The 25,753-nt window shown below is 39.1% G+C and carries 18 protein-coding genes and 1 riboswitch; of the genes, 8 read left to right on the top strand and 10 right to left on the bottom strand.

Features of this window, described 5'->3' with window-relative positions; genetic code table 11:
• The first annotated feature begins 680 nt into the window (after window positions 1-680).
• A complete protein-coding gene (locus H6G74_RS28405; RefSeq protein WP_190970922.1) occupies window positions 681-1,874 on the top strand; it encodes an MFS transporter in 1,194 nt (397 codons plus the stop codon).
• Between the two features lie 156 nt (window positions 1,875-2,030).
• Window positions 2,031-3,233 carry a precorrin-6y C5,15-methyltransferase (decarboxylating) subunit CbiE gene (gene cbiE / locus H6G74_RS28400; RefSeq protein WP_190970921.1) on the top strand — a complete coding sequence of 401 codons (1,203 nt, stop codon included), beginning with the start codon at window positions 2,031-2,033 and terminating at the stop codon, window positions 3,231-3,233.
• Between the two features lie 612 nt (window positions 3,234-3,845).
• Here cbiE and H6G74_RS28395 read toward each other — a convergent pair.
• The 5 genes from H6G74_RS28395 to H6G74_RS28375 form a co-directional block, all read right to left on the bottom strand.
• Complete coding sequence (locus H6G74_RS28395) at window positions 3,846-4,679, bottom strand: metallophosphoesterase (protein WP_190970928.1); 834 nt, start codon at window positions 4,677-4,679, stop codon at window positions 3,846-3,848.
• A gap of 194 nt (window positions 4,680-4,873) precedes the next feature.
• Complete coding sequence (locus tag H6G74_RS28390) at window positions 4,874-5,704, bottom strand: metallophosphoesterase (RefSeq protein ID WP_190970920.1); 831 nt, start codon at window positions 5,702-5,704, stop codon at window positions 4,874-4,876.
• 461 nt (window positions 5,705-6,165) lie between these two features.
• Complete coding sequence (locus H6G74_RS30880; RefSeq protein ID WP_199341157.1) at window positions 6,166-9,027, bottom strand: C1 family peptidase; 2,862 nt, start codon at window positions 9,025-9,027, stop codon at window positions 6,166-6,168.
• Between the two features lie 30 nt (window positions 9,028-9,057).
• A complete protein-coding gene (locus H6G74_RS28380) occupies window positions 9,058-12,654 on the bottom strand; it encodes an NACHT and WD repeat domain-containing protein (protein ID WP_190970919.1) in 3,597 nt (1,198 codons plus the stop codon).
• A complete protein-coding gene (locus tag H6G74_RS28375) occupies window positions 12,651-13,169 on the bottom strand; it encodes a hypothetical protein (RefSeq protein WP_190970918.1) in 519 nt (172 codons plus the stop codon). The genes H6G74_RS28380 and H6G74_RS28375 overlap by 4 nt, the downstream gene beginning before the upstream one ends.
• Window positions 13,170-14,124: 955 nt before the next feature.
• Between H6G74_RS28375 and H6G74_RS28370 the strand changes: the two genes are divergently transcribed.
• The 5 genes from H6G74_RS28370 to H6G74_RS28350 all read left to right on the top strand — a co-directional run bounded on the left by H6G74_RS28370 (window position 14,125) and on the right by H6G74_RS28350 (window position 19,658).
• Window positions 14,125-15,204 (top strand): ATP-dependent 6-phosphofructokinase, encoded by a 1,080-nt coding sequence (locus H6G74_RS28370; protein ID WP_190970917.1) that lies wholly within the window; start codon window positions 14,125-14,127, stop codon window positions 15,202-15,204.
• Between the two features lie 160 nt (window positions 15,205-15,364).
• Window positions 15,365-16,537 carry a nucleotide-binding protein gene (locus H6G74_RS28365; protein ID WP_190970916.1) on the top strand — a complete coding sequence of 391 codons (1,173 nt, stop codon included), beginning with the start codon at window positions 15,365-15,367 and terminating at the stop codon, window positions 16,535-16,537.
• A gap of 140 nt (window positions 16,538-16,677) precedes the next feature.
• Window positions 16,678-16,806: riboswitch (cobalamin riboswitch) on the top strand.
• On the top strand, window positions 16,781-18,322 hold the full coding sequence (gene cobG, locus H6G74_RS28360; RefSeq protein WP_190970915.1) for a precorrin-3B synthase: 1,542 nt from the start codon (window positions 16,781-16,783) through the stop codon (window positions 18,320-18,322). It overlaps the preceding riboswitch by 26 nt.
• Before the next feature lie 2 nt (window positions 18,323-18,324).
• A complete protein-coding gene (locus H6G74_RS28355) occupies window positions 18,325-18,951 on the top strand; it encodes a precorrin-8X methylmutase (RefSeq protein WP_190591839.1) in 627 nt (208 codons plus the stop codon).
• 2 nt (window positions 18,952-18,953) lie between these two features.
• Window positions 18,954-19,658, top strand: a complete 705-nt coding sequence (locus H6G74_RS28350; protein ID WP_190970914.1) for a precorrin-2 C(20)-methyltransferase — start codon at window positions 18,954-18,956, stop codon at window positions 19,656-19,658.
• An 11-nt stretch (window positions 19,659-19,669) separates the two neighbouring features.
• On the opposite strand, the gene H6G74_RS28345 is transcribed toward H6G74_RS28350, so the two are convergent.
• The 4 genes from H6G74_RS28345 to thrB all read right to left on the bottom strand — a co-directional run bounded on the left by H6G74_RS28345 (window position 19,670) and on the right by thrB (window position 24,877).
• Window positions 19,670-20,446 carry a 2OG-Fe(II) oxygenase gene (locus H6G74_RS28345; protein ID WP_190970913.1) on the bottom strand — a complete coding sequence of 259 codons (777 nt, stop codon included), beginning with the start codon at window positions 20,444-20,446 and terminating at the stop codon, window positions 19,670-19,672.
• Between the two features lie 1,009 nt (window positions 20,447-21,455).
• Window positions 21,456-23,069 carry an NAD(P)H-quinone oxidoreductase subunit 4 gene (locus H6G74_RS28340; RefSeq protein WP_190970912.1) on the bottom strand — a complete coding sequence of 538 codons (1,614 nt, stop codon included), beginning with the start codon at window positions 23,067-23,069 and terminating at the stop codon, window positions 21,456-21,458.
• Window positions 23,070-23,371: 302 nt separating this feature from the next.
• Window positions 23,372-23,881, bottom strand: a complete 510-nt coding sequence (locus tag H6G74_RS28335; protein ID WP_190970911.1) for a hypothetical protein — start codon at window positions 23,879-23,881, stop codon at window positions 23,372-23,374.
• 81 nt (window positions 23,882-23,962) lie between these two features.
• Window positions 23,963-24,877: a homoserine kinase gene (gene thrB, locus H6G74_RS28330; RefSeq protein ID WP_190970910.1), complete on the bottom strand. Its 915-nt coding sequence runs from the start codon at window positions 24,875-24,877 to the stop codon at window positions 23,963-23,965.
• 84 nt (window positions 24,878-24,961) lie between these two features.
• On the opposite strand from thrB, the gene H6G74_RS28325 reads away from it, so the two are divergent.
• Entirely contained in the window at window positions 24,962-25,219 is a 258-nt protein-coding gene (locus tag H6G74_RS28325) for a hypothetical protein (protein ID WP_242051373.1), read from the top strand.
• A 153-nt stretch (window positions 25,220-25,372) separates the two neighbouring features.
• On the opposite strand, the gene H6G74_RS28320 is transcribed toward H6G74_RS28325, so the two are convergent.
• On the bottom strand, window positions 25,373-25,570 hold the full coding sequence (locus H6G74_RS28320) for a hypothetical protein (protein ID WP_190970909.1): 198 nt from the start codon (window positions 25,568-25,570) through the stop codon (window positions 25,373-25,375).
• Window positions 25,571-25,753 lie beyond the last annotated feature (183 nt).

Here is a 25,753-nt window from a genome sequence, read left to right as displayed (position 1 = left end):
TATATTTAATGTTTTAAATATACGTAGGATGTGTTGGCAACAGCGTAACACATCTACTGCAAAGCTTTTGACTCGTTATGGCTTACGCCTAACACATTCTACACATACTAAGTAAAAAAATAACAAATTTAACTTTGTCACCTTGTATCCTTACCCATATAGAGAAGTTGGGTGCTGGATTAAATAATAAATAACTAAATCAATCGTCATTATGTCATTAATATAACTTATCAATAATTTTCTACCTGCATTTAAATTAACATGAAATTTCTTTGATTGATGCAAACTAACTAACTGTTTACGTAATTGATTATATACTCAGCTCGATAAGATAAATTATTTAATGTGGTAAATTGGTAGAAAATACAAAAGTGTTGAAATTATGCGGAAAGTTACCATTTTTCAAGATTTTAATGAAAATTCGGATGGCGGCTTTGTGCAGTAAATAACACAATTATTCTCTAGACTGTCACAACTGCTAGATTGAATAGGTGATTTAAGTTCGATTTTTGGCATAATTGTTATTAGTATTTTCTCTAATATAGACCTAAAACTAATTTAATTCTATGTGATAAATTGTACAGGAAAGATAATTTATATTTTCTAAAATATGCAATTCTGAATGCGATTTATCTTAAGGAATTTGTCTTAAAATCACTCCACGGGTATAAGGCAGAATCATGGTTAACTCTTGCAACACTAACCGAGAAATATTATGGCGACAGGTTTGGGGATTAGCTGCTTTATTAGTAGCTATAATCCTCTGTTGGATGGCATACACTTTTTATCAACCAAGGATATTGCAAAATTTAGAATTGGTTGAGTTAGCGGGTTGGTTGGGAATTGTGCAAGGGTTAATTGTTGCAGTGATTGAACCTTTGAATGGGGGAATTTCCGATCGCCTCCAGCAACGTTTGGGTAGTCGCTTACCAATGATTAGTACGGGGGTGCTGTTAGCTGGTGTGATTTTCGTCAGTGTTTCGTTGTTGGCTGACTACAATTTACCCACAGGTATGCGGTGGATAATTCCCGTGTTGATGACAGCTTGGGTAATGGCGATGATTATTTTTCGTGGCCCGACGATCGCACTTTTAACTCAGTTTGTCCCAACAACCGCATTACCCCAAGTTAATGCCATCTTAGTACTGATATTTGGTACAGTGGGAGCGATCGCACCGTTATTACACACCTTACTCGATAATATGGGTGCGTCGATTACCTTCATGTTAGGTGCGATCGCTTTAGTTGTGGGCGCATATATTCTACAATTATTCACTCCCAAACATACTTTGATTCCCGCCATTCATCCAGATAAATCGGCTACTGCACCCTCTGTATTATTAGTCATAATTTTTATCATCGGTTTAGCGACAGGGTTTGAAATGAACTTGTTATTGGACATTTTTCCCCAAAAGTTGCAAACTCAGCTACCAGGATTGTCAGTAGAATTGATTGCTTCGGAGATATTGTTAGTTTCCGCGATCGCATCCGTACCTTTAGGCGACTGGACAGCAGATTTGGGTGCAAACAAGTCGATGTTGCTGGGTGTCGGAACAATGACAGGCTTGATGGGTTTAACAGTATTAAATGATAGTTCAATTCTGGCGATCGCCTTAATTTTGGCTTTTGGGATGAGTTTCAGTTTAGTCTTGATGAGCGTCATTCCCTTGGTGTTAGGGAAACTAGCTGTAACTCAGGCTGGCTTGGGTATAGGTTTATATTTGGGTGGGAGTGCTGGCGGAACTGCGATCGTTTCATTATTAATGAAGCAAATTGGTATAACATCCGTCGCTGCATTTTTGTTAGCAGAAGTCGCCTGTGTGGCAGTGACTTTGTGTATTCTTTTGTGTAAGAAGTTGGAAAATAGAGGCTAGTACCGCTACGCGGAAGTCAAAAGTCAAAAGTCAAAAAGCTCATATCACAAGCTTTTCATTAACTTGAAATGGTATCTTTATTTCCGCCGCGTTTACTAGAGAAGAAGATTTTTCGAGGTTTTTCTCGTTACAGTGAAGATTCAGGGGAATAAAACATTGAAATGGCTTTCTATTATAGGCATTGGCGAAGATGGATTACAGGGTTTAAGTGCGATCGCCCGTTCTATAATTGCCCAAGCTGAAGTTATTATGGGAGGCGATCGGCATTTGGCTATGCTTCCCAGTGATGACCAGCGCCAAAAAATTCCTTGGACTTCTCCTTTTAGCGCATCAGTCGCCGAAATTATCAGCCGTCGTGGTCAGCAAATCTGCATTTTAGCCAGTGGCGATCCTATGTTTTACGGCGTGGGTGTGACTTTAACTCGACACATTCCCATCTCAGAAATCACAATTATTCCCGCACCTTCAGCCTTTAGCCTCGCCTGCGCCAGACTGGGATGGTCATTAACAGAGGTAGAGACTGTAAGTTTGTGTGGTCGTCCTGCAAATTTGCTTCAGGCTTATATTTATCCCCAAGCCAAGTTATTAATTTTGAGCGCCGACAAGGAAACGCCGCAAATTGTCGCAGAAATCCTCAAAAATCGGGGCTATGGTCAGAGTAAAATGATTGTTCTAGAACGTCTGGGTGGCATTCATGAACGAATCATTGCGAATACAGCCACCGCTTGGAGTGAAACAGAAATTGCTGACTTAAATACCATCGCCGTTGAATGTGTTGCTGACATTGGCGTTACAGCCTTACCAAGATTACCAGGATTGCCAGATCATGCTTTTCACCATGACGGACAATTAACCAAACGAGAAGTAAGGGCAATTACCTTATCAACTTTAGCACCGCTACCAGGGGAACTTTTATGGGATGTCGGCGCGGGTTGTGGTTCCATTTCCATTGAATGGATGCGGACTCATCCCCGGTGTCGAGCGATCGCCATTGAACAAAATTCATCTAGACTGCAATATATTGCCGATAACGCCGCCGCTTTGGGTACGCCACACCTAGAAATTATTGCAGGGAAATCACCCCCAGCTTTGCAAAACTTACCCACACCAGACGCGATTTTTATTGGTGGTGGCGTGACAGCAGCCAGATTGTTTGATATTTGCTGGTCAGCACTACCCCCTGGCGGTCGTTTAGTTGCAAATGTTGTCACCATCGAAGGCGAGCAAACCTTATTTCAATGGTATGAAAAAGTCGGTGGTAGTTTTACCCGCATCGCCATTCAACGAGCAGAACCCATTGGTAAATTTCTGGGATGGCGAGCAATGGCTCCTGTTACGCAATGGATTGCTATCAAATAATTTTCGATTGAACCTACGCAGGTGGGTTTTGTTTGTGTAGCGGTGACTTCCAGTCGCCAATACTTAAATAAACTTAATAGTAATGTGATTAAAAAGCCTCACAATGCTTAAGAAAAATTCCCGTACTATTACGACACATTAACGGTATTCAAATTTAGTAAATAGGTATACCACGGAAAATAGCAGCGTGCTAGATTAAGGTCAAGGTACAGAAAGGTTAAGTCTAAGTGAAGTTAGCAACTTGAGATTAGAGCTTGTACCTCCTGCTCTAAAATCTAAATGAGCGATCGCAAATCAAACATGGCATCCTATGGAAGTGTTTTCGCCTTAAGTCTATTGATTGATTTTGTTGGAGGTTTTTAAACATACAGCCAGAAATGCCTGCCTATTAGAATCAAGGATGCTGAAAGAAGTTTGAGAGTAACGATTGCATTTGTCCACCTTATTTGAGTTAATTCTTCTGTTTTTTCAATTTTTTCAGTCTTTTCGGACGACCCTTATATTTAATCAACCGCCTCAAGTTACAGACATTCATCGGTCTTAACTTAGGCGGTTAATAGTTTTTATATAAGAATTCAGAAGTCAGAATACATCCGTCAGAATCACAAATGACTATTGACCAACTAAAGTAATCACCGTAACTTCAGGTGGACAAAATAAGCGTCCTGGTCTGTAAGTTCCTAAGCCACGATTCACGTATAACTGATTATTGGCGACTTTGTGAAATCCTTGCGCCCATTCCCAATATCTCACGACTTTCGAGCAATCACCAAACCAAAATGGAACCCAACGCCGGAGTTTTTTTGGTAATTGTTTGAGTAACTTTTTATAATAAAATACCGCAGGGCCAAAACCAGGAATGACAATGTGACCACCATGCGTATGACCAGATAACTGTAAATCAACTCGCCACTGTTCTAAGATTTTGGCAGTATCTGGATTATGAGATAAAACTATGCGCGGTGTTAATGGGTCGAGTTGCTGCATAACTGGTATAGGATTAAACTCCCGCGACCAATAATCAGCTAAACCGACCACTGGTAATTCTTCGCCAAAAGGATAGGCGATTTCATTCCATAGAACATGAACACCAATACTAGTAAAAGCATTTGTAACTTCTGCTTGGGAATGATTGTAGTGTATGTCATGATTGCCAAGTACCGCATAAACACCACAGCGACTTTGTAAATGTTTCAGTCGCATCACAAGTTGATGAATTGGGGAAGGATCATCAGTGACATAATCACCAGTTAACACTATTAAATCAGGTTCTACTTCATTCGTAACTGCGATCGCTTCTTGCAACATTTCCTCAGAAAGTCGCATACCATCATAGTGAAAATCTGATAACTGGACTAACGTTATCCCTTCTAAAGATTGTGGTAGTTCGGCAATCTTAACCGTGATTTTATCTACACTTAAACGTCCCGTAAACAACCAGTGCATAGCGCCAAAAACACTCCTCATAGTAGCGTTTACAGCTTATCAAATATCAAAATCCATCTTAAGAAATTGTAAAAAATATAGAAGAATGCAGAATACAGAAGCCAGAATCCAGAATCAATAAATGAAAGATTCTGTTCTGTTACTTGCAAATAATTTATACTGCATTCTGACTCCTGAATTCTTGACATCATAACTTATTCTTTTTGTAAGGTAATAACTGTTACTTCTGGCGGACAAAATAGCCTTCCGGGAGAATAAGTTCCTAAACCACGGTTGACATATAGCAGATTCCTTCCTACACGATGTAAACCCTGCGCCCATTCCCAATGACGCAGGACAAAGTTATCTCGGCGTAATAAGGGAAAGCAACGCCGGATTTTGTGGGGTATTAGTTGCAGTATGTTTTTACGATAAGCAACCACCGCCCCCAGTCCAGGAATGACTATTTGACCACCATGACTATGACCAGATAACTGCAAATCTACCCGCCAAGCTTGCAATATTTCCGCCGTGTCGGGGTTATGAGATAGCACAATGCGGGGTATATTTGGGTTTAACTGCTCCATTACAGGTGCAGGGTTAAATTCTGGTGAATACCTATCTGCGAGTCCGACTAATGCTAATTCATTCCCAAACGGATAAACGACTTCATTCCATAAAACACGCACGCCAATTTTAGTTAAAGCCTTGGTAATTTCTGTTTTTGAGTAGCGGTAATAGATATCATGATTACCCAGGACAGCATAAATACCTGCTTGAGTTTGCAATTGTTTGAGTTTTAAAACTAAGTCATGAATTGGCTGGGGACTTGTGGTAACATAATCACCTGTTAATATCACTAAATCTGGTTTGACTTGGTTGCTAAGGGCGATCGCAGCTTCTAACATCTCATCAGATAAACCCGCACCATCATAATGAAAATCTGACATCTGCACCAACTTCTTACCTTGTAACGATGCAGGTAAACCCGCAATCTTCACCGTTAATTTTTCTACACTCAACGGCCCAGATAATAACCAGTGCATAATAGATTTATAAATTTCAATAATAGCGTTTAAAGTTTAACTAACAATCTGCCATTTGAAAGTTGCAGGTAAAACACTTTTGATAAAATTGATAAATGTTTATTAAAATCTGAATTTTTTCTGCTGTGGTTAGTCTAGAAATAAAATGACCATCAACCCATCAGACTGAAAGCCTGATGGGTTTATAGGCAGCCTCTTATAGAATTGGTATTAGAGGTTATTTGAAAAGTGGTCGGTTGTGATTATTAGCACTTCTTGATCCCCCCTAACCCCCCTTTTTAAGGGGGGAAACTCTTCAAAGTCCCCCTTTTTAAGGGGGATTTAGGGGGATCTAAAATGTTTTGCTACCAACAAGAAGACTTTTAAAACATCCTCTTACACCCATTTTCAACAGACAACTTTTGTGGGTAAGTCTTGGAATTATTCAAAAATTGGTGGAAGTATGCTTAGACCCCTCATCTTTATGGATGCTCCGTTCCCGTATTATCCCCGTTTCCTCCTTTATCTGCGTTCCAAGCACTTGCACCTGCACCGAAACTGCCAGTTGCTAACCATTCTGCTTTGAGGAGTGACCACCAATCAGCTGTGAGTCCTTTAATAATGTAATCATAAGGCATCCAACCGTAGCCACCTTGACCCCAACGATTTCCCCAAGAGTTGCGAATTAGCAAAGCTCCTTCAAATCGCTCACCATCTTCATTTTCGATAATCTTGCGGTCATGATAGCCAACTGCAACTACAGTATGACCACCAATGACTTTATCTCGTTGGCTGGGCAAAGGGATATGTCCTCTACTGAAATTCACTTCATCGTAGACGGAATTATAAAGGGTGAATCCAAATATACAAGGAATTTCAGCAACTAGCAGCAATTTGACTTGCGAAAGGAGTGCATATTTAGAGATTTGACCATAGTCTAGGCGGAAATATTTGATTGTTTTGTAGTTCTCAGCAAAGGAATAACAAAAAGATGTTGGTTCTTCATTAAACTTATCTTCATTGTAAGGCCAATACTCTTCTGGGCAAACTCCAAATGCAACCATCGCCTTCATTGTATCTCTTACAGAAGCTCCTGAATCGCCTTCTCGTTGCATCAAGTTACGGGTAACTTGGTAGAGAAACAGAGGAGAAGCATCTGTATAGTTACCACTACTCTTTTTTTGTGCATACTCTATTAAGGCAATTCCCGCATGAGCTGTACAAGAATTTAAGGAACCTTGATCCTCTACAGGAGAACACCAATAGCTTAAATCTACAAATTCTGGTAAGTATAAAAATGTTTCCTTAGTTTTATTGCCTATCTTAGTTTTAATCTGCTGAAGGAGATCGCTACTAATCGGAAATAACAAACTATTATTTAATTGTTCTGAACGCTCTTCGCTGGTATTGACAGGATTGTTCTGGGGAATATTGTCCTCTTCAAGTGACGAAGTACTAATTTTAAATAAAGGTTTTTTCAGGTGTTTATTTTTTAGGGTATTACTAGGAGTTGTAGTATTATTCGTCAGTAAATTTTGGGTTTCCAGAAAGTCCTGAGTCGTGATATCTCTCTTGCTACTTTTCAAGATAGATTTGATGTCTTTAAAGATAGAGCCAATTTTTTCCTGAAATTTTTTATAATCCCATCCCGTCCAATCTATTTCACGATCGCTCAAGCTATAATCTTGGACTATTGTGACATTATATTTCCGCATCGTTTCTCGAATTATTTCTCTGATATTGTCTTCTGAATTTTTCTTGTTATTGCTTTTTTCTGAATTTTCTGTGTTCTTGCTTAAGAAAGACTGAATTTTAACTATTCCATCTTCCACGGCTTTACTTAAATTATTATATTGACCTAATGGCATTAATACTTGCAGTAAAATTTCATCTAATCCATTTAATAATGGTAAAGCTTGGTTATCATTATTCTCCCGCAAGAAAAAATTTATCTCTTCTTTATTGGCTAATGAATTATCTACTGTATTTTTTGGCTGTAGCTCATATAATTTATTGATCAATAATTTATTCACTATATTCGGAATTGGTGTCGATATAGGTATTTCTTTTTTTGGGAATAGAGAGTCTGGGATTCTTGGTGGACAAACTGTATACAGCAATCCCATTAAATATTTAAGCCTGCTGAGGATTTGTGGTAATTCTTTTTCCAGTATTGGTTTGATTTCTGAATATTTTTTTGTCCGTATTTCTCTGATTCCTATGTCTAAATTAGTAGAATATTTATCCGATAATTCCTTACTAAATCCAAAAGATTCTAAGGTTAAAATATTACTTTTGGTTATCTCAGTTAATTCTGACAATTCATAATCTTTAAAAGAGAAATCTGGATTTTCTAAGCTTTCAGTGAATGAGCTTATAAATTTTACCAGGTGACTTTTGTTTGCAAGAATACCTGAAATTAAAATCCCAATTTCTTGGATGCTTCTATTAAAATCTTCATCTTTTAGTTTTTTTCCATCATTTTCAGATGTATTTATATCATTCAAAGATAAAATTAAGATTTCTATATTCTCCAGTATTTTGTATAAAAATACACATAAAATGCCTTGGTATGTTTGAACCTTTCTTACAGGATAATTTGGTATATCAAATTCATTTATTTTTTCAAGAAAAAATACTAGACAATTGCTAGAAATATTTCCATTTTTTTGAAAACAACAGTCACATTGCTGACAAAATTTTCCTTTAATTTCGCCTTCATAAAATTCAACATTTTCTTTAATTAATTTCTTAAATGGTTCTATATCACGAGTAATATCTGCACCTGATGCCAATAACTTTAAAAGTTCCATATCATATTTATCTATAAAACCATCATGTTTTAGTTGTTGAAATTGAAATATTTTGATAACAGCTTGACGAGTCTTTTCATCAAATCTCGTGTCGTTTATTGTTGGTTTATAGTTGACTTCATATTTTGATATATTCAGTTCTTCAGTAGTTGGCTGAAATAATTTCCATGTGGAAATAATACGTTGTAAATAATTTTTGATCAATAAAACTTCTGAGTCAGACATTCCCACTTTTAGAACATTATTCAGTTCTACGTTTATAAAATGAAGTTTGCCTGAAAGCTGATCTATTAGTGTATTTATCTTGTTAGTATCATCTTCATTTTTCTTTTGTTGCTGTGGAATAATCTTTTTTTGTTGCTGTGCAATAAATTTTAACGCTTGACGCAGAGTGTCAGCGAGGCTCTCAACATCAGCATTAGAACCTTGAGTTTGAATTTTTTCCGATAAAATTTTAATTTCATCATTATCTAATGTGAAGTCTCTAACATCGGGATAATCGGGAATCCAGCCTGTTCCTTTCTTTGTCATTTTCTTTCTCCTTATAAAACCAAATCGAGTTTAATTACAGAAATTTTGTGAAACTTTTGGGTGAGTTTTTAGATAATCATGTATCTGTTGACATCCTTGTTTCAACAACCCCGGCAAACTTAAATCAGATACATTCCAAAGCAATACCAATTTGTCTTTTCCAGCAGAGGCTAAAAACTTTCCATTGGGACTGAAATTCACAGCGTTGACTTCCGACTGATGTCCCCTCAAAGTTGTGATTAAGCTTCCATCTGCTTGCCAAAGTTTGATAGTTTTGTCACTACTAGCAGAAGCAATGATCGCTTTTCCATCGGGACTGAAGCTAACATCAAGAACCGCCGCCGTGTGTCCATGTAGGGTTTTGATCAGTTGTCCCTCTAAACTCCACAGTTTGATTGTCCTGTCAGCACTAGCAGAGGCGATAGTTTTTCCATCGGGGCTAAATTTGACATTCCAAACTCGGTTTGTGTGTCCTGGTAAAGTTCTCAGTTCTTCACCATTAATTCCCCACAGTTTCACTGTTTGATCTTCACTGCTAGTAGCGATGATTTTGCCATCGGGGCTAAAGCTGACACTTAAAACTCTGCCCTTGTGGCCTTTAAGAGTTTTCTGTTGTTTACCGTCTAAGCTCCAAAGTTTAGCTGTTTGATCATCACTAGCAGAGGCGATTGTCTGTCCATCTGGGCTGAAGCTGACATTATTAACGATAGCTTGATGACCTCGTAATATTCTGATTGCGTTCCCGTTAGCATCCCAGAGTCGGATAGTATTGTCCTTACCAGCAGAGGCTATGGTTTGGCCATCTGGACTGAAACTCATACCATACACACTGCCTTGATTTGTTTTAGTGGTATGGAGTAAATTCCCCTTTGGACTCCAGAAGTACAGCAAATCGTTAATACCAGCACTTACTACTTGCTCCCCATCAGGGCGGAAATTGACACCAGTCGCCGCATCTTGATGTCCATTCAGAACAGTCAGCCACTGGCGATGGACTTGCCAGAGCTTGGTAATGTTATCGCTACTAGTTGTTGCGAGAGTTTGTCCATCAGGGCTAAAGGTCAAGCTATGAATTCTGCCATCATGAGCTGCCCAGGCATCTAATAGTTTGCCATCTTGCGTCCACAGCCTGACATTTCCATCAACACTACCAGAGGCAATCTGTCCATCTTTACTGAAACTGACACTATATAGTTGTTCTGGATGGGGAAGGCTTTTGATTAGTTTCCCATCGGAACTCCAAAGTTTAACTGTTTTATCTAGGCTGGCAGTTGCTAACATTTTTCCATCTGGGCTGAAAGCTGCACTCATCACGGTGTCAGTATGTTTATTCAGGGTTTGCGGTGGTTTGCCGTCTTGTTGCCACAATTTAATAGTCTTGTCACCGCTAGTAGTAACAATCTGATGAGTTTTGGGATGAAAAAGCACCTGCATCACCCATGAGCTATGTCCATTGAGGGTAGTAATGGGATTAATCTCTGTACCGTCAATACGCCATAGTTTAGCTGTGTGATCCTTGCTCCCAGTCGCAATTGTCTTACCATCCGGGCTGAAGTTTACACTCAAAACCAAGCTTTTATGAGCATTAATCGTATTGAGTAGATTACCATTGCGATCCCAAAGTTCGACTGTGCCATCGCGCTTGGCTGAAGCCAGCATATCTCCCTTGGGGCTAAAACTGACACTCCTGACTGGTTGGGTATGCCCTTCTAGAGTTTTGATCAGTTTACCGTCTGCTTGCCATAGCTTGATTGTCTTGTCGTGGCTGGCGGTGGCAATTATTTGGCCATCTGGGCTATAACTCACACTTTGAACATTACTTTGATGTCCTTGCAGACGGTTGCGTTCTCTTGTCCAGTAGACTGCTTGTCCTAACTGGGCTTTGATTTCTGTTTGCAATTGTGGATTAGTGTTGCTTAAAATCAGCGATTGATAGCGTTTGGCAGCCTCTAAACTGCTTAATAGAGCATCAAACTTAGCTTTATTAGCAGTCAAACGGGCTTCGGAAGTTTGATTAATAGCAGAAATCTGTCCTGTTTCGGCTCTATAGTACTGAATTCCGGCTAAAATGGCGAATAATGACACCACTGTAGAAAAGGCCGAGAGTACGATTATGCTGCGGCGGCGTTGACGATCGCGTCTTTTGACACTAGCATCAATAAACTCGGCTGTTTTTTCACTAAATTTACCCAATGCTGGGTTCAAAGCTGGGTTTTGTCGCAGTTCTACAACTTTTGCTAACTTTGATCCACTCCACAGTTCATCGTCATTTTTCAAAGTCTGCCAATGTGCAACATCATCATTGAGTCGGTTAAAAAGTGCGATCGCCTGACGATTTTCCTCAATCCAGGTGTTGAGTGTTGCCCAAGATGTTAACAAGATTTCATGGGCAATTTCTACTGTAGATACTGGCGCTGTTGTTAGGCGATCGTGTAAGGTCTCTTGAGGCACATTGCTTACCAAGAGATTTTCATCGATCAACTTTCTCAATACACTTTGCTCTAGTTCCTCGCTAAACTCAAAACGATTAGCCCGTCTGCGAACTGGCTTCCAATCGCTACTTGATTCTGAATCTCCACCAATATCTACCAATTTGAGGAAAATTTTCTGAGTTGCTAATTGTTCTGGTTGAGAAAACGCACCATAGATTTTATCTATATGTTCTTGCAGCGCACCTCTCACCCCACCTAACATCCGGTAAGTATTCAAATTTAAAGTCCGGTCATTAATACTACCAGTTTTAACTTCTGTCTCCCACAAGAGATTGAGAGTGTATTGCAATAAAGGTAGATATCCAGCTTGTCCTTGAACATCTTTAATTATTTCCTCTACCAAGCCCGTTTCAAACACTACCCCATGATGAGCCGCAGGTTGTTCAATTGCCAAACGCAATTCATCTTGTTGCATCTCTGCAATTATAGGACGATGGTTATCTGTAGCTTTTACTAAGGCAGGATAAGGGCTGAATCTGTCAAGAAAATCAGCCCGCATAGTTGCCACAATTTTGACATTGGAAACGTTAATTTTACTTAACTGTACTAAGCTAGAGATAAACTTATTCCGTTTTTCTGGCTGAGTTGTAGTAAATAATTCTTCAAACTGGTCAATTAAAATAAACCAGTAATCATCAGGCTGCTTGAGCCTATTGACTACTTCTGTTAAGGTGTCAGTTTCAGCCTCTCGCGCCATCTGGGCGGCTGATTGCTTATATTTACTCAGCAAACTTGCATAGAAAGATTCAAAGGGATCAATATCTGGCGTAAAAGTCAGTTTGACCAATTTTGTTCCCCATTTTTGTGATAACCAGGGAATTAAACCAGCACGTACTACTGATGATTTACCACTTCCAGATGCACCTAAAAGCAAAATTAAATTGGTTTGTTGTAATTGATTGACTATACCTGTGAGAAACTGATCACGACCAAAAAAAATGTCTTTATCTTCTGGCTCAAATTTCTTTAAGCCTTTGTAGGGTGAAGTCGCTCTAAATTCACGGGTTTTAATCTCAGCCACAGAAACTTGCAAAATCTGAGTTTGATTAAAGGTGACAACATTACTGTCACCGATTGAAATATTACTAATATTTTGCTTCGTTTCATACTGATTATTAGTAGATTGGTTGCTCATATACCAACCCACACTCTAGCAACTAAAGGAGCTAGTTTCATCACAGGATCAGCTAGTTCCGCAACACCTACTAAACCTTTTTTCAAGGCTTCCATACCTTGTTCTACTAAATTTTTATCTGGCTTTGGTTTCTTCAATTCTCCTTCAATTGTTTGTAGTGGCACTTCTAAAGTTTTCTTTTCAATCGAGTTCAAAGCATTATTTGTATTAATATCCTGTTTTAATTTCTCTAGTAATTTCAGTGCTTCTTGTACCTCAGCATTATGAATTTTTACCTCAGTCTGACTTTGACTGATATTACTTCCCCGGTCTGCTTGTAGTTGATTAAAGGCAATACCAGAGTTACCATTCCCAATATTAATCCCCTCAATATTCTGAGAATGAGACTCCACTGGTTTAGCAGCAGTCAGCATATTTCCTAACACACTAGGTAGAGACTGTTGTAATTCTAATTTTTCTTCAACTGTCAGATTTTTGATAATTTCTAAAACTTCATTAACGCTATATTTTGGCATAAGGCGTGCGTCCTATTTCTGTTGCAATGTCACTAAATTCACATACAAATTTTTAGAATTTTAGATTCTTTTCACCAAAATCTTTTTGTACAGTGAAAAATTAAATGTAGTGGAGACATATTGCTATCATCCACATTCACCTTACCCACTTTAGGTTTGCAACAATTTGTGTTCTTGAAGCCTAGAATTTCCTTGTGCTGCTTCTCGACTGAAGGCTAGAGATTTTCAGGCTTTACACCTATTGATGAAAGTAATTTGGTATGGCGACACATAACAAGTCACTGCACATCAGATTAGGTATGAAGTTAAATCGCTAATTCATACCTCTTCGGTTATTTAGTTATCTGCAAAAATAGTACTTAAATACTGTTTTTGTCGTTTTTATATATGCAAGAACATCTGTAGTTCATCGAACAGCACTTAGAGATATAGTATCAGACTCTACAAATAAAAACTATAGAACTTTGATTTTATTTATGAATAAAACTGCAAGATAATACAGGACAATCACAATACCTTTGGCAAAATAAGAGGGTGAAGTAGTAGGGAGTTTCATAGTAGATAGGAATTACCGAGAAGCAACGTAAAATCGTAGACGCGTTCTTTTCCTATATTCAGACTCCTGGATTGTTACACACAATCAAGTATTAAGACATAAGTTAACAATAGTTAAAATTCGCAATATTAAATTATAAAATACAACAAACAATGAATTTTTGTTTAGAAGAAATAGTGCATACACAAATCATTCTAGACTTTGAAAGTAATGAAATAATCAAAACTATACTTTGAGATTGAGCTTATAGTCAGATGACAGTAAAACTTTGCTGTTATCAATTTTATGGTGTGATTTTGGGCTGAAATCAACCAAATCATAGCATTTAATCAGATTTTTCAAGTGTTAGCTAACTCTGGTAGTGAGTGAAATTATTTCACGTTTGCAGCGTTCAAAAATATGGGTAAAAGTAAGCGTATAGGCATTCTAACTAGTGGCGGAGATTGCTCTGGTTTGAATGCAGTCATCAGAGCAGTTGTTCATTGTGCTAGTGGTAAAGGTTGGGAAGTCTTAGGTATTCGACAAGCAACTCTAGGATTAATGGCAAGACCACCACAAGTTACTAAATTAGAAATCGAGCAAGTTGATCCGTTATTAACTTCTGGTGGCACAATGTTAGGCACTACTAATAAAGGTGATCCTTTTGCTTTTCCGATGGCTGATGGTAGTTTTTGCGATCGCTCATCAGAAATTATTGCAGGCTATCATCAATTAGATTTAGATGCGTTGATTGGCATTGGTGGGGATGGTAGTTTAGCGATTCTGCGTCGCCTCGCACAACAAGGCGGGATTAACTTAGTCGGTATCCCGAAAACAATTGATAATGATATCGGGATTACTGAACACGCCATTGGCTTTGATACAGCCGTTAATATTGCAACAGAAGCACTGGATAAATTACATTTCACAGCCGCTTCTCATAGTCGAGTGATGATCTTAGAAGTTATGGGTCGTGATGCGGGACACATTGCTTTAGCTGCGGGAATTGCTGGGGGTGCAGATGTGATTTTAATTCCCGAAATCCTCTACAGTATGGATGATATTTGTTATCACATTAAAAACCGTCAAGAAGACGGCAAAAACTATTGTTTAGTGATTGTCTCCGAAGCAGTGCGGACTCAAGAAGGGGAAATTCGCACCTTAACTAATCGCTTGGGTCAATCACGATATGGGGGAATTGGGGAATATTTAGCCGACCAAATTAGCGATCGCATCGGTGCAGAAACAAGAGTCACCGTCTTAGGACACATCCAACGCGGTGGTACAGCCTCACCCCTAGACCGATTAGTCGCCTCGGCTTTTGGTGTAGCCGCAGTTAATCTAATTGAGGAAGGTAAATATGATTACATGGTCGCTTGGCAAAATCGCCAAGTGATCACCGTACCCATCGAAGAAGCGATCGCACAGTACAAAGCCGTCAACCCAGAAGATACTTTGGTTCAAACTGCTCGTGGTTTAGGTATTTATTTAGGAGAATAGTCAAATTATCGTCGGGTGTGTTAGGCGCAGATTGTGAGTAATTCATCACAAAAACTATATCCAAGCGCCTAACGCACCACTGTATTATCATGATACGTTAGGCTGAAGCCATAACGCAGGCTACTTCTGCTTAACTGTAAAATAAAATTGAAAGTTATTTATGCCATCTACTCAAGAGCCAGAGTTCATTCAGGATTTCACTCACTTTGAGCAGCACGTAGCAAAACTAATTCATCGAGCAGGTTGGACAGTTGAAACAGCAAAGCCTAATCAACCTGGATATGATTTAATAGCAACAAAAGAAAATTTAATTATAGCTATTCAAGTTAAATGGCTCAAAAGTAATGTTGCAGCACCACAGCTTTTAAAGTTTGCTGATTTTTTAGATTCTCCCGAAGGTAAACAATTTAATCTTGGTTGGTTCATTACAACAAAAGGCTTTAGTGGCCCAGCACTGGCACTAATTAGATCCTGGAATAAAGATACTAAAATCCGATGTGGAATTGCTTTAGAAAATAAATTGGTAAGTATTGATGGAACTGCTGGTATTACTTCTGAGCCTCCCAACGAATCAAATCCACAAGATAAAAATCTATCAAAAAAAGTTTACTTTGGGGTTTTTACTTGCAAAGGCGGAGTAGGTAAAACAACAATTGCTGCACATTTAGCAGGTGCATTAGCACTCCAAGGATTTAATGTGGCATTGGTAGATTTAGATCCGGAAGAAAATCTCCAAAAATTAGTAGGAGATGGTGTTTTTGTTCCTAATTCTAAAGGTGTTGGCACTAATATTCAAGTATTTAAAGCAGAGGATTGGCATGAAGATAGCGCCCGTGACTGTCAAATAGTAATTTGTGATTGTTCACCTGCCCTAGAGCGCAATCCTACAGAGTTAATTAAACGACTCAACTATTGTATTATCCCAACCACATTAAACCCCTTGGGAATTAACAAGCATGGTAAAGTTATTCAAGAAACTGTGAGAGAAATACGCCAAATAAATGAAGATGCTCATCTATTTGTACTAGTCAATAATTTTAAAGATCCAGGTATGAAGCGTTTTAAACTTCTGAAGGAAGTATATTTATCGGCGTATAAAGAAATTAGGAAAACAGATAATAAATTTCATTGTATAGATCCAGAAAAAGTTTGTATTCGAGCCAGCGATCTACTTTATTACTGGGGAATACATATACTGGAAAACCCAGAAAATCCAGCGAGTAGATTAGCTTTTGACTTAATTGGAGGCAGATGTTATCCGCGTGAGGATTTTATAAATTTAGCAGATTTTATTGAACAAGAAGCTGGTATAGGGGTTCTCAGGTCTCCCTAATTTTTATCTAAAAGCTCCATTACAGAGAGAGTATATAAATAATATTTGTCTAAAGAGTACAGATCCCCGACTTCTTTAAGAAGTCGGGGATCTGTAATTATTCACCAATCATTGATGAAAAAAATGTGAAGCATAGAGTATAGCGAAGACGCTCTCATGGTAAATTACTAAGACTTGGAGTTGGGAAACTCCGGTGAAATTCCGGGACTGTGCCGCAGCTGTGGAGGGAAATCCCAAGTCAGAATGCCAACTCCGGGTGTGTCTATAAGACATGATGATCTACTCTCTGCGTTGCACAGAGAAGGAGTTGAGACGTTGGTTTCGGGATTTACAGCCTGTCCGGGGTTATTCTACGCTACATCTGCTCAAGATGGAATTTTATCTCGCCTGAGAATACCAGGAGGGATACTTAATAGTAAACAATGTCAGGCGATCGCAGAGATTGCAGATATGCAAGGTGGTGGTTATGTGGATGTCACAAATCGCGCCAACCTGCAAATCAGAGAAATTAGCCAGGGTATCAGCAGCGAAGTTTTACAACACCTGCAAAATTTGGGTATAGGGTCTCACAATTCGGCTATAGACCACATCCGTAATATTATGACTAGCCCAACAGCAGGTATCGACCCAGAAGAATTAATCGATACTCGCCCTTTAATTCAAAGCTGGGATGCTTATTTAACAGAACATTCGGAACTATCAGCACTATCAGCTAAGTTTAGTGTTTGCTTTGATGGCGGTGGGAAAGTTTCAGTAAGCGATCGCCTCAATGATATCCTGTTGAGGGCTGAGTTAATCAACACTCAAGTTTACTTCCGCTTATATCTAAGTTTCATCAAAAGCCAACCACCCATCAATACAGGAATTATATTGTTACCAGAACAATGTTTGTCTGTTTTGGCAGCTTTAGCAGATGTTTATTTAAAGCATACTGATATTCAACTTAGGCGCAAGCCACGGTTACAAGCAGTTATCAACAGTTTGGGATGGGAAAATTATCTTCAGCAAGTTGAACAGCGTTTAACTTTTACTTTGCAGCGTTGTCAACCTTCCCCAACAACAAAGGAAGCAGGTTTCTGGCATATTGGGATTCATCCCCAACGCCAAGAAAATTTGTTTTATATTGGTGTCGTATTACCCCTTGGTCGGTTAACAAGTCAGCAGTTGCGGTGTTTGGGCAATTTAGCAGCCAAATATGGTAGTGGAACCATCAGACTCACACCTTGGCAAAATTTACTCATCACGGATATTCCCCAACAGTGCGTTATTGATGTTCAAAATCACCTAACTAACTTAGGCTTAGATTTCACCGTCACTAATATTCAAAGTACATTAGTTGCTTGTTCTGGTAAACGCGGTTGTGCGGCTTCAGCTACCGATACTAAAAGTCATGCTTTAGCATTAGCCGATTATCTCAAAAATCGTGTTCAGCTAAATCGCCCGATTAACATTCACTTTAGCGGCTGTGCAAAATCTTGCGCCCAACATCACACAGGTGACATCACTTTACTAGGTGTGAGCGATCGCAACATAGAAAGTTATCACATTTATGTCGGCGATCGTGATAGTCTCGAACAATTCGGTCAGAAAATCTATCAAGATGTGAGTTTTATAGAATTACCTGCACGGATAGAACAAATGCTCACAGTGTATAAAAATCACCGCCTGCACCATGACGAATCTTTTACAGAATTTGTCAATCGATACGAGACTACCCAACTAAAACAGTTATTTAAGATTCCCAACATCTGTGTTTATCTGCCTTCATCTGTGGTTGTTAATTGAAAATGTCCGACTATATCCGCAACGCTAACGAAATTTACCGTAATTCTTTTTCGATCATTCGGTCAGAAGCTAACTTAGATGCCCTGCCACCAGATGTAGCAAAAGTAGCTGTACGTCTAATTCATGCCTGTGGAATGACGGATATTGTAACTGACTTGGGATATTCACCCACAGCAGTACAATCAGCACGCGCCGCCCTCAAAGCTGGCGCACCAATTTTATGCGATTGTCGGATGGTGGCGGAAGGAGTTACGCGGCGGCGACTACCAGCCAATAACGAAGTTATCTGCACCCTGAATTATCCCGAAGTCCCAGAACTCGCCCAAAAACTTGGTAATACAAGGTCAGCCGCCGCTTTAGAATTATGGCGATCGCATCTAGAAAATTCAGTTATAGCCATTGGTAATGCACCCACCGCATTATTTAGGTTACTCGAAATGCTGGATGAAGGAGCGCCGAAACCTGCCGTGATTTTGGGTTTCCCTGTGGGATTTGTCGGTGCAGCCGAATCAAAAGCCGCCTTAGCAGCAGATAGCCGGAATGTACCATTTATGACATTATATGGTCGGAGGGGTGGCAGTGCGATCGCCGCCGCCGCAGTTAACGCCTTGGCAACGGAGGAAGAATAATCATGACAACCAAAGGCCGTTTGTATGGAGTTGGTGTCGGCCCTGGCGACCCCGAACTGCTGACTATCAAAGCATTGCGGTTATTACAGACTGCACCTGTAATTGCCTATCAATCAGCCACCGATAAAGAAAGTATAGCGCGGGCGATCGTTTCCCAATATTTAACAGGCAACCAAACCGAAGTCGCCTTTCACCTCCCCCGCGCCCTAGAACCAGAAAAAGCCAAAGCCATTTACGACCAAGAAGTTGAACCAATAGCCCAACACCTCGCGGCTGGACGAGATGTCGTTGTGCTGTGTGAAGGTGATCCGTTTTTCTACGGTTCATTCATGTATGTATACACACGTTTATCTGAGCATTACCACACAGAAGTTGTTCCTGGTGTTTCCTCTCTCATGGCTTGTCCTGTAGCTTTAGGCGTACCCTTCACCTACTACAACGATATTCTGACAGTTTTACCAGCCCCACTCCCAGCCGAAGAACTCATCACCCAACTACTAACCACCGACGCAGCCGCAATTATGAAACTAGGCCGTCATTTTGCCAAAGTACGCAATATCTTGCATCAATTGGGACTAGCATCACGCGCATTGTATATTGAGCGGGCAACCATGACACAGCAAAAAATCGTCCCTCTAGATGAAGTTAATCCGGCGGAAGTACCTTACTTTGCCATGATTGTCATTCCCAGCAAAAATCGCCTATAAATCTTTACTCTCTAAACTCCAGTGAGATACTTTTTCCATCTCAGTTTTAGAGATGTAAAAGAGTTGTAGATTTTAGATAAAAATAACTTTTTTCTCAAACCCTGTTGAGGAAAAAATTGGGTCAAATGCCTTGGTGGTAAATTATGAATAGATTCTTCTTTGTAGACAGGAATAATAATTGATTTACGTGTTATGTTTTCTGGTACTACTAGACGTTGGCAACCATGATAAGTAGTATCATCAGATTTCATAATCACACAGCGATTAAAAAGAGGTTCGATTTTGCTAGTTAACCCTTCTCGTTCCGATGTGAGAATAAGTTGTCCACCAAAATTTTTTTGCCATTCTTTATTGAAGTAGATAATTACATTTAAACAATGTAGCCAATTAAGTTTTGAGCAATGTATGTTAAAGTCTGTGTGTATATCCAGAAAACTACCATTAATACTCAAATGAATATCTGCGAAACGGTCAGGATCAACAAATACATTTTCGCCAACAATTTGACTTAGAAATAGATTAAAACTAGTAGAAGTTAGCTCTTGGTGAAGTTTTTGAAACGGGTAGGAAAGTTGGTGATTAAATGCTAATTCGTATTTATGTACAAACAACCGATGTCCAGAGCGAACTGTCATGGAAATATCTGGAAAATCTTCTAGCAGTTTTTCTGCTAAAGATTCATCTAGAAAATTGTCAATAATAATATGAGAAAATGGTGTTGCTGTTTGATATAAAGATGCCAAATTTTCAACTTGGTTACAGATATTGGAATTAAGAGCAAAAAGCATAGTTTTGAAAAATAAATTTAGTTAAATTGAGTAATTATTGAAAAATTTTTTCTAAATTAACTTTTTTCTGAGAATTTATAAGTTAAACAATTAGTAAATAAAATTATTTAAGAACATAAGATAAAATATTGGTGATAGAGTTATGAGCCTAAGACAAGCATAGACTTCTGTCAAAAAGAAAGATTGAAATAATTAAAATAATGATTGTAAATGTATCATTTTAAAAATAAAATGATACATTTTACAGACTTATTCAGAATGCGTTTATATAGCCCCAGAATTTAGTTTCAGGAGATAAACTGATTCATGCAATTTACTGATTTAATAGCTATCAATCAAAATTTTCAATATTCTCTGTTCATGGATAAATTAACCAAAACAAGAGAAACATTTGGATGGTCACAGTGAGACTATTTAAAGTTGTTGTGCAGAAGGATTTATTATTTATTGAATTAGGATTATCTCATACCTTGTCTATGTAGAACTAGTATGTAATTTTTAAATTAACCAAAACTATATAAATTTTGAGGGAAACTTCAAATCAACCTTATAAAAATTACATATTGACAAATTAAATAAACAATGCAGTAAAAAAAGTAGGCGCTGGCTACGCTAGTATCTTTAACGAAAGCTAATCACTATTTGAGTAGAAAGACGGATAATGCACATTCAAAGCATATTTAGATTTCAGACTACCAAAGCAAATATCAAGCTATCAACTGCTAAGTTAATTCTTAAAACTTAAACTTCATTCTTCATAAGCTAAAACACATCCAAATTGCTTAACCACTTGTGAAGATCGCCTTTAGTCAGTCGTCATCAGTCATTTTCATTGACACAGGATAAGGAACTAATGACAAATGAGAGCTAATAACACTCTCCACTCCCAGAATATCCAACTTGAATGCACATCAGCTTAGTAGCAAAATTTAAGGGGTGATTTGCTAATCACCCCCATATTCCCCTCATATTAGAATTTACTTTCAGCACCCTTGTTTGGAATCTACTTTTACTTTGAAATATTAACTAAACTTTCCACTTGAGCATTAGCTAAAGTTGGCGCAGTAAAAATTTGAGAGTAAAGGCTTGCTGGTTGTTGACGAGCTACAACTGGTAGAACTTGACGAGCGTGAGTCGCAATTTCTACGGTTTTCACATCATAAGTCTGCGTTGCTAGTTTGGGATACAAACCAATACCGATGATGGGAAGTAGCAGAGAAGCAGTGATAAACAACTCACGAGGTTTAACATCAGCAACTACAACATCTAGATGTAACTCTTCACATTGTTTGCCGTAGAATACTTGGCGCAGCATGGAAAGCAAGTAGATTGGTGTCAAAATCACGCCGACTGCGGACAGAAGTACAACTACAATCTTGAAACTGGAACTGTAAACATCACTGGTAGCAATACCGAGGAACACCATCAATTCGCCAACGAAACCACTCATTCCGGGTAAAGCCAGAGAAGCCATTGCACCAGCAGTATACAAAGCGAAGGTTCTTGGCATTACCTTACCAATGCCACCCATTTTATCCATCATTAAGGTGTGGGTGCGTTCGTAAGTTACACCAGATAAGAAGAATAAACTAGCAGCAATCAAACCGTGGGAAACCATTTGTAACACGGCTCCACTGATACCCACTTCTGTGTAGGAAGCTAAACCAATCAGCACAAACCCCATGTGGGCAATTGAAGAGTAAGCCAAGCGGCGTTTGAGGTTGGTTTGAGCAAAGGCGCAACAAGCACCGTAGACAATATTAACTACACCTAAGATTGCTAAAACTGGAGCAAAGTAAACATGAGCGTTAGGTAACATTTCGATGTTGAAGCGAATTAAGGCATAACCACCCATCTTCAACAACACACCAGCCAAAATCATGGAACCAGGTGCAGATGCTTCACCGTGAGCATCGGGTAGCCAGGTGTGTAAGGGGAAGATTGGCAACTTCACACCAAAGGCAATCAATAAAGCAGCGTAAACTAATAATTCAAAAGCTTTAGGATATTGTTTCATTCCCAGAGATGCGATGTCGAAGGTGAAGGTGTCACCAGAGAAAGCCATCGCAAAACCGGCTACAAGAATAAATATGGAAGCAGCAGCAGTATAGAGAATAAATTTGGTAGCAGCGTAACGGCGTTTAGCACCACCCCAAATGGAAATCAGCAGGTATACAGGAACTAGCTCGATTTCCCACATCAGGAAGAACAAGAGCAAGTCTTGGGCAAGAAACACACCCAACTGGGCGCTGTACATCACCAACATCAACCCATAAAACAATCGCGGCTTGTTGGTTACTTTCCAAGCCGCGAAGATTGCTAGGGTATTGATTAAGCCTGTTAACAAGATGAGGGGCATCGATAAGCCATCAACTGCTACAGACCAATTTAAACCGATTTGGGGAACCCAGGAGTATTTTTCGACGAATTGGTAAGTTGAACTTTGGAAGTCGTAGCTACTCCAAAAGGCATAAATCATTAAGGCAAAGTCCGCGATCGCTACACCTAAACCATACCAACGGACTGTTTTTCCTTCTTTGTCTGGAATTATGGGGATGGCTAGGGCAGCCACCAAGGGCAAGGCAATTATGGCAGTTAGCCAGGGAAAATCCATAGCATTCATCACTTCTGACAATCGTTTTTTGTTTTCGCTTTTAATTACATTATATTAAGGAATCGTTACTTTTGTAAACGTTATTTATCTCTACAAATATTAAATTTTGGTTTTTGCTGAGAATATATACTCATCACTTCTCCTATTCTGCCCAGAATCAGGAATAAATACTCATCCGATTAGATGGCTAGTCCATTCTAGATATAAAGTTTTGTAACGTCAACAAAAACGGTGGCTTATACCACCGTTACATTTCTTCATAAATTATATGTCTCAAGGGAAAAATTACCCTAAAGATATTGGGTTGTGCGCTAAACAATACGGTTGACAATCGTCCAAACTTCCCCATCAGAACGGACATAGGGAACGGAGATAGTCTTGAATCCGGTAATGAAAGGTTTGTAGTAAACCTGCCAATATAAAGGACTGAGATAATCAGCAGTGGCTTTTAACTGACGGATTTCGTCGGCTAATTCTGCTGCTAGTTCGTTAACGCGATCGGCGTGAACCTGTGCCACTTTTTTCGCTTCTTCTAGTTGTTGCTCGATGGTAAGTTGTTTGGATTCAACTTGCCAACGTGCCAATTGAGCTTGTTTTTGTTGTAGTTGGGTTGTCAAAGCAGCGATCGCATCATCGATACCTTTGAGTTCCACTGATAATTGCGGGTTTTCTCTAGCTTGTTGACGGTAAGCCTCAACAATTGACGAAGGTGAATAATCATCGCCAGATATCCCATTATTTTGATTAAGTACAGCCCTTTCTTGCTGAAGAACTTGAATTTCCGCCTTGAGTGCTGCTATCTCGACTTGAATCTGCTCCATAGTTAAAGTGCTGAGTGTAAAGTGCTGAGTGCTGAGTTAAAGATTCTCTCCCTGCCTCCTGCCTCCTGCCTCCTGCCTCCTTCATAAAATTGTTGCACCTTGGGTGTCTAAAGCAAGCGATCGCACTTCGGCATCAATACCTGTGTCTTTCCAGGCTGAAGCCATCGCCAATTCGACAGCTTGAGAATGTGCCACATCCGCCAAAGCCAACAATGTCGGCCCTGCACCACTAATCACCATACCGAATGCACCAGCCGCCACCGCCGCCGCATTCACCGCATCGTAACCAGGAATCAAAGCTTTACGATAAGGCTGATGCAGTTTATCTTGTAAAGCTGCCCTTAACCATTCTCCTTTACCAGTTTCCAAGCCACGTAACAATAAACCTAAATGGGCAGTATTGAAAATTGCATCTGCGCGACTAAACTCAGTTGGTAAAACCCGCCGCGCTTCTGAGGTGGAGAGTTCAAAATTGGGAATCGCCACCACTGGCACAATATTTTCATCCCAAGGTACATCGCAAATTTCCCAACCAGTTTCACTAGTAGCCGCCAGACGACATCCGCCGATTAATGCTGGAACTACATTATCAGGATGTCCTTCTATTGCGATCGCCAACTCCATCACCTGCACCTGAGATAGGGGTTCACCCGCAAGTTGATTCGCCGCCACCAAACCGCCAACAATTGCCGTCGCAGAACTACCCAAACCCCGCGCCAGAGGTACACCTAAACCAATCTCAATTTTCACAGGCGGCGGAGTCTGATCTATATATTGATAAAACTTCAAAAACGCCTGATAAAGTAAATTACTCTCATCAGTTTGCACTCGTTCAGCTTCTGCACCTGTGACATGAATAGTTAAACCACCTTCATCTAGGCGTGTAAACTTAAACTGGTTACACAGTGTCAAAGCTGCACCGATGCAATCAAAACCCGGCCCCAAATTAGCAGTTGTAGCGGGGACATTAACCGTAACAGAAGAAATAACAGACATCTGCAAATAACTCACCTAACCAATCAACCAGCATCCCATGTAACTGGTTGATTTGTTCATTTGCCCACCTCATTTGGGGTACAAATGGGATATATGTGGGGTACAAATGGTTTCTATATGGAAGTTCTACAACTAACGACAACTGTTGATGCTTCTGGGCATTTGCATCTTGACATTTCAACACAGCTATCGCCAGGCGAAGTAAATATCGTGGTTGTGCTGAGTCCGGTGACATCAGACAGCACACAGAAATCTAATTATGATTTTTTTGATATTGCTGGTAAATTAGTTTGGCAGGGAGATGCACTAGCAATGCAAAAAGTGTTGAGAGATGAGTGGTAGTCGTTATTTGTTGGATACCAATGCGAGCATTTTAAATAAATCTACTCATATTATATTTGATTTAAAATATTTGTGAATTTTTAATAGTACAATTGTTAATAAATTCGTTTACCATTTTATTAAATGTTTTCCATTCTGTTTGTATTTCATCTATTAAATTATCTTTTTTTCTTTTTTTAACATTGCTTCCAACATTTCTGTTCCTACTGAATATTTTATAGTTCCGATTTCGTTTAATTTTAAAATTAACTTATTAAGTAAACTATATTTATTAATAATATTTTCCAAGTCATTATATAAAATATATATTTGATTTATTTCTTCATCAACAAAAGCTATCGGTAATAGCAAAACTTGGTTTTTCCAAACAGTGGATTTAACTTCAGGAAAAGAGTTTTTAATAATAAAGTTAAAAATGTTAGGTTCTTCCGGTATTTTTATGGTGAGTAATAAAGTTTAGTAAATTTTAGTAACTATATTTTAATGATGCTCAGGCTGAAAACATAGACTGTGTAAGTATTACAACAGTTTTAA

Origin of the sequence: Nostoc spongiaeforme FACHB-130 (genome assembly GCF_014698475.1) — a bacterium.
Lineage (GTDB): Bacteria > Cyanobacteriota > Cyanobacteriia > Cyanobacteriales > Nostocaceae > Nostoc_B > Nostoc_B spongiaeforme.
This window is presented reverse-complemented; position numbering and strand designations above follow the sequence as displayed.

Excerpts from the sequence above, each read along its gene's own strand:
- H6G74_RS28340 (WP_190970912.1), bottom strand. The coding sequence starts at position 23,069 with ATGAATGCTATGGATTTTCCCTGGCTAACTGCCATAATTGCCTTGCCC.
- H6G74_RS30880 (WP_199341157.1), bottom strand. The coding sequence starts at position 9,027 with ATGACAAAGAAAGGAACAGGCTGGATTCCCGATTATCCCGATGTTAGA.
- H6G74_RS28390 (WP_190970920.1), bottom strand. The coding sequence starts at position 5,704 with ATGCACTGGTTATTATCTGGGCCGTTGAGTGTAGAAAAATTAACGGTG.
- H6G74_RS28365 (WP_190970916.1), top strand. The coding sequence starts at position 15,365 with ATGCCATCTACTCAAGAGCCAGAGTTCATTCAGGATTTCACTCACTTT.
- H6G74_RS28355 (WP_190591839.1), top strand. The coding sequence starts at position 18,325 with ATGTCCGACTATATCCGCAACGCTAACGAAATTTACCGTAATTCTTTT.
- cobG (WP_190970915.1), top strand. The coding sequence starts at position 16,781 with ATGCCAACTCCGGGTGTGTCTATAAGACATGATGATCTACTCTCTGCG.
- H6G74_RS28350 (WP_190970914.1), top strand. The coding sequence starts at position 18,954 with ATGACAACCAAAGGCCGTTTGTATGGAGTTGGTGTCGGCCCTGGCGAC.
- H6G74_RS28375 (WP_190970918.1), bottom strand. The coding sequence starts at position 13,169 with ATGCCAAAATATAGCGTTAATGAAGTTTTAGAAATTATCAAAAATCTG.
- H6G74_RS28380 (WP_190970919.1), bottom strand. The coding sequence starts at position 12,654 with ATGAGCAACCAATCTACTAATAATCAGTATGAAACGAAGCAAAATATT.
- H6G74_RS28325 (WP_242051373.1), top strand. The coding sequence starts at position 24,962 with ATGGGATATATGTGGGGTACAAATGGTTTCTATATGGAAGTTCTACAA.
- H6G74_RS28395 (WP_190970928.1), bottom strand. The coding sequence starts at position 4,679 with ATGCACTGGTTGTTTACGGGACGTTTAAGTGTAGATAAAATCACGGTT.
- thrB (WP_190970910.1), bottom strand. The coding sequence starts at position 24,877 with ATGTCTGTTATTTCTTCTGTTACGGTTAATGTCCCCGCTACAACTGCT.
- H6G74_RS28335 (WP_190970911.1), bottom strand. The coding sequence starts at position 23,881 with ATGGAGCAGATTCAAGTCGAGATAGCAGCACTCAAGGCGGAAATTCAA.
- H6G74_RS28370 (WP_190970917.1), top strand. The coding sequence starts at position 14,125 with ATGGGTAAAAGTAAGCGTATAGGCATTCTAACTAGTGGCGGAGATTGC.
- H6G74_RS28345 (WP_190970913.1), bottom strand. The coding sequence starts at position 20,446 with ATGCTTTTTGCTCTTAATTCCAATATCTGTAACCAAGTTGAAAATTTG.
- H6G74_RS28405 (WP_190970922.1), top strand. The coding sequence starts at position 681 with ATGGTTAACTCTTGCAACACTAACCGAGAAATATTATGGCGACAGGTT.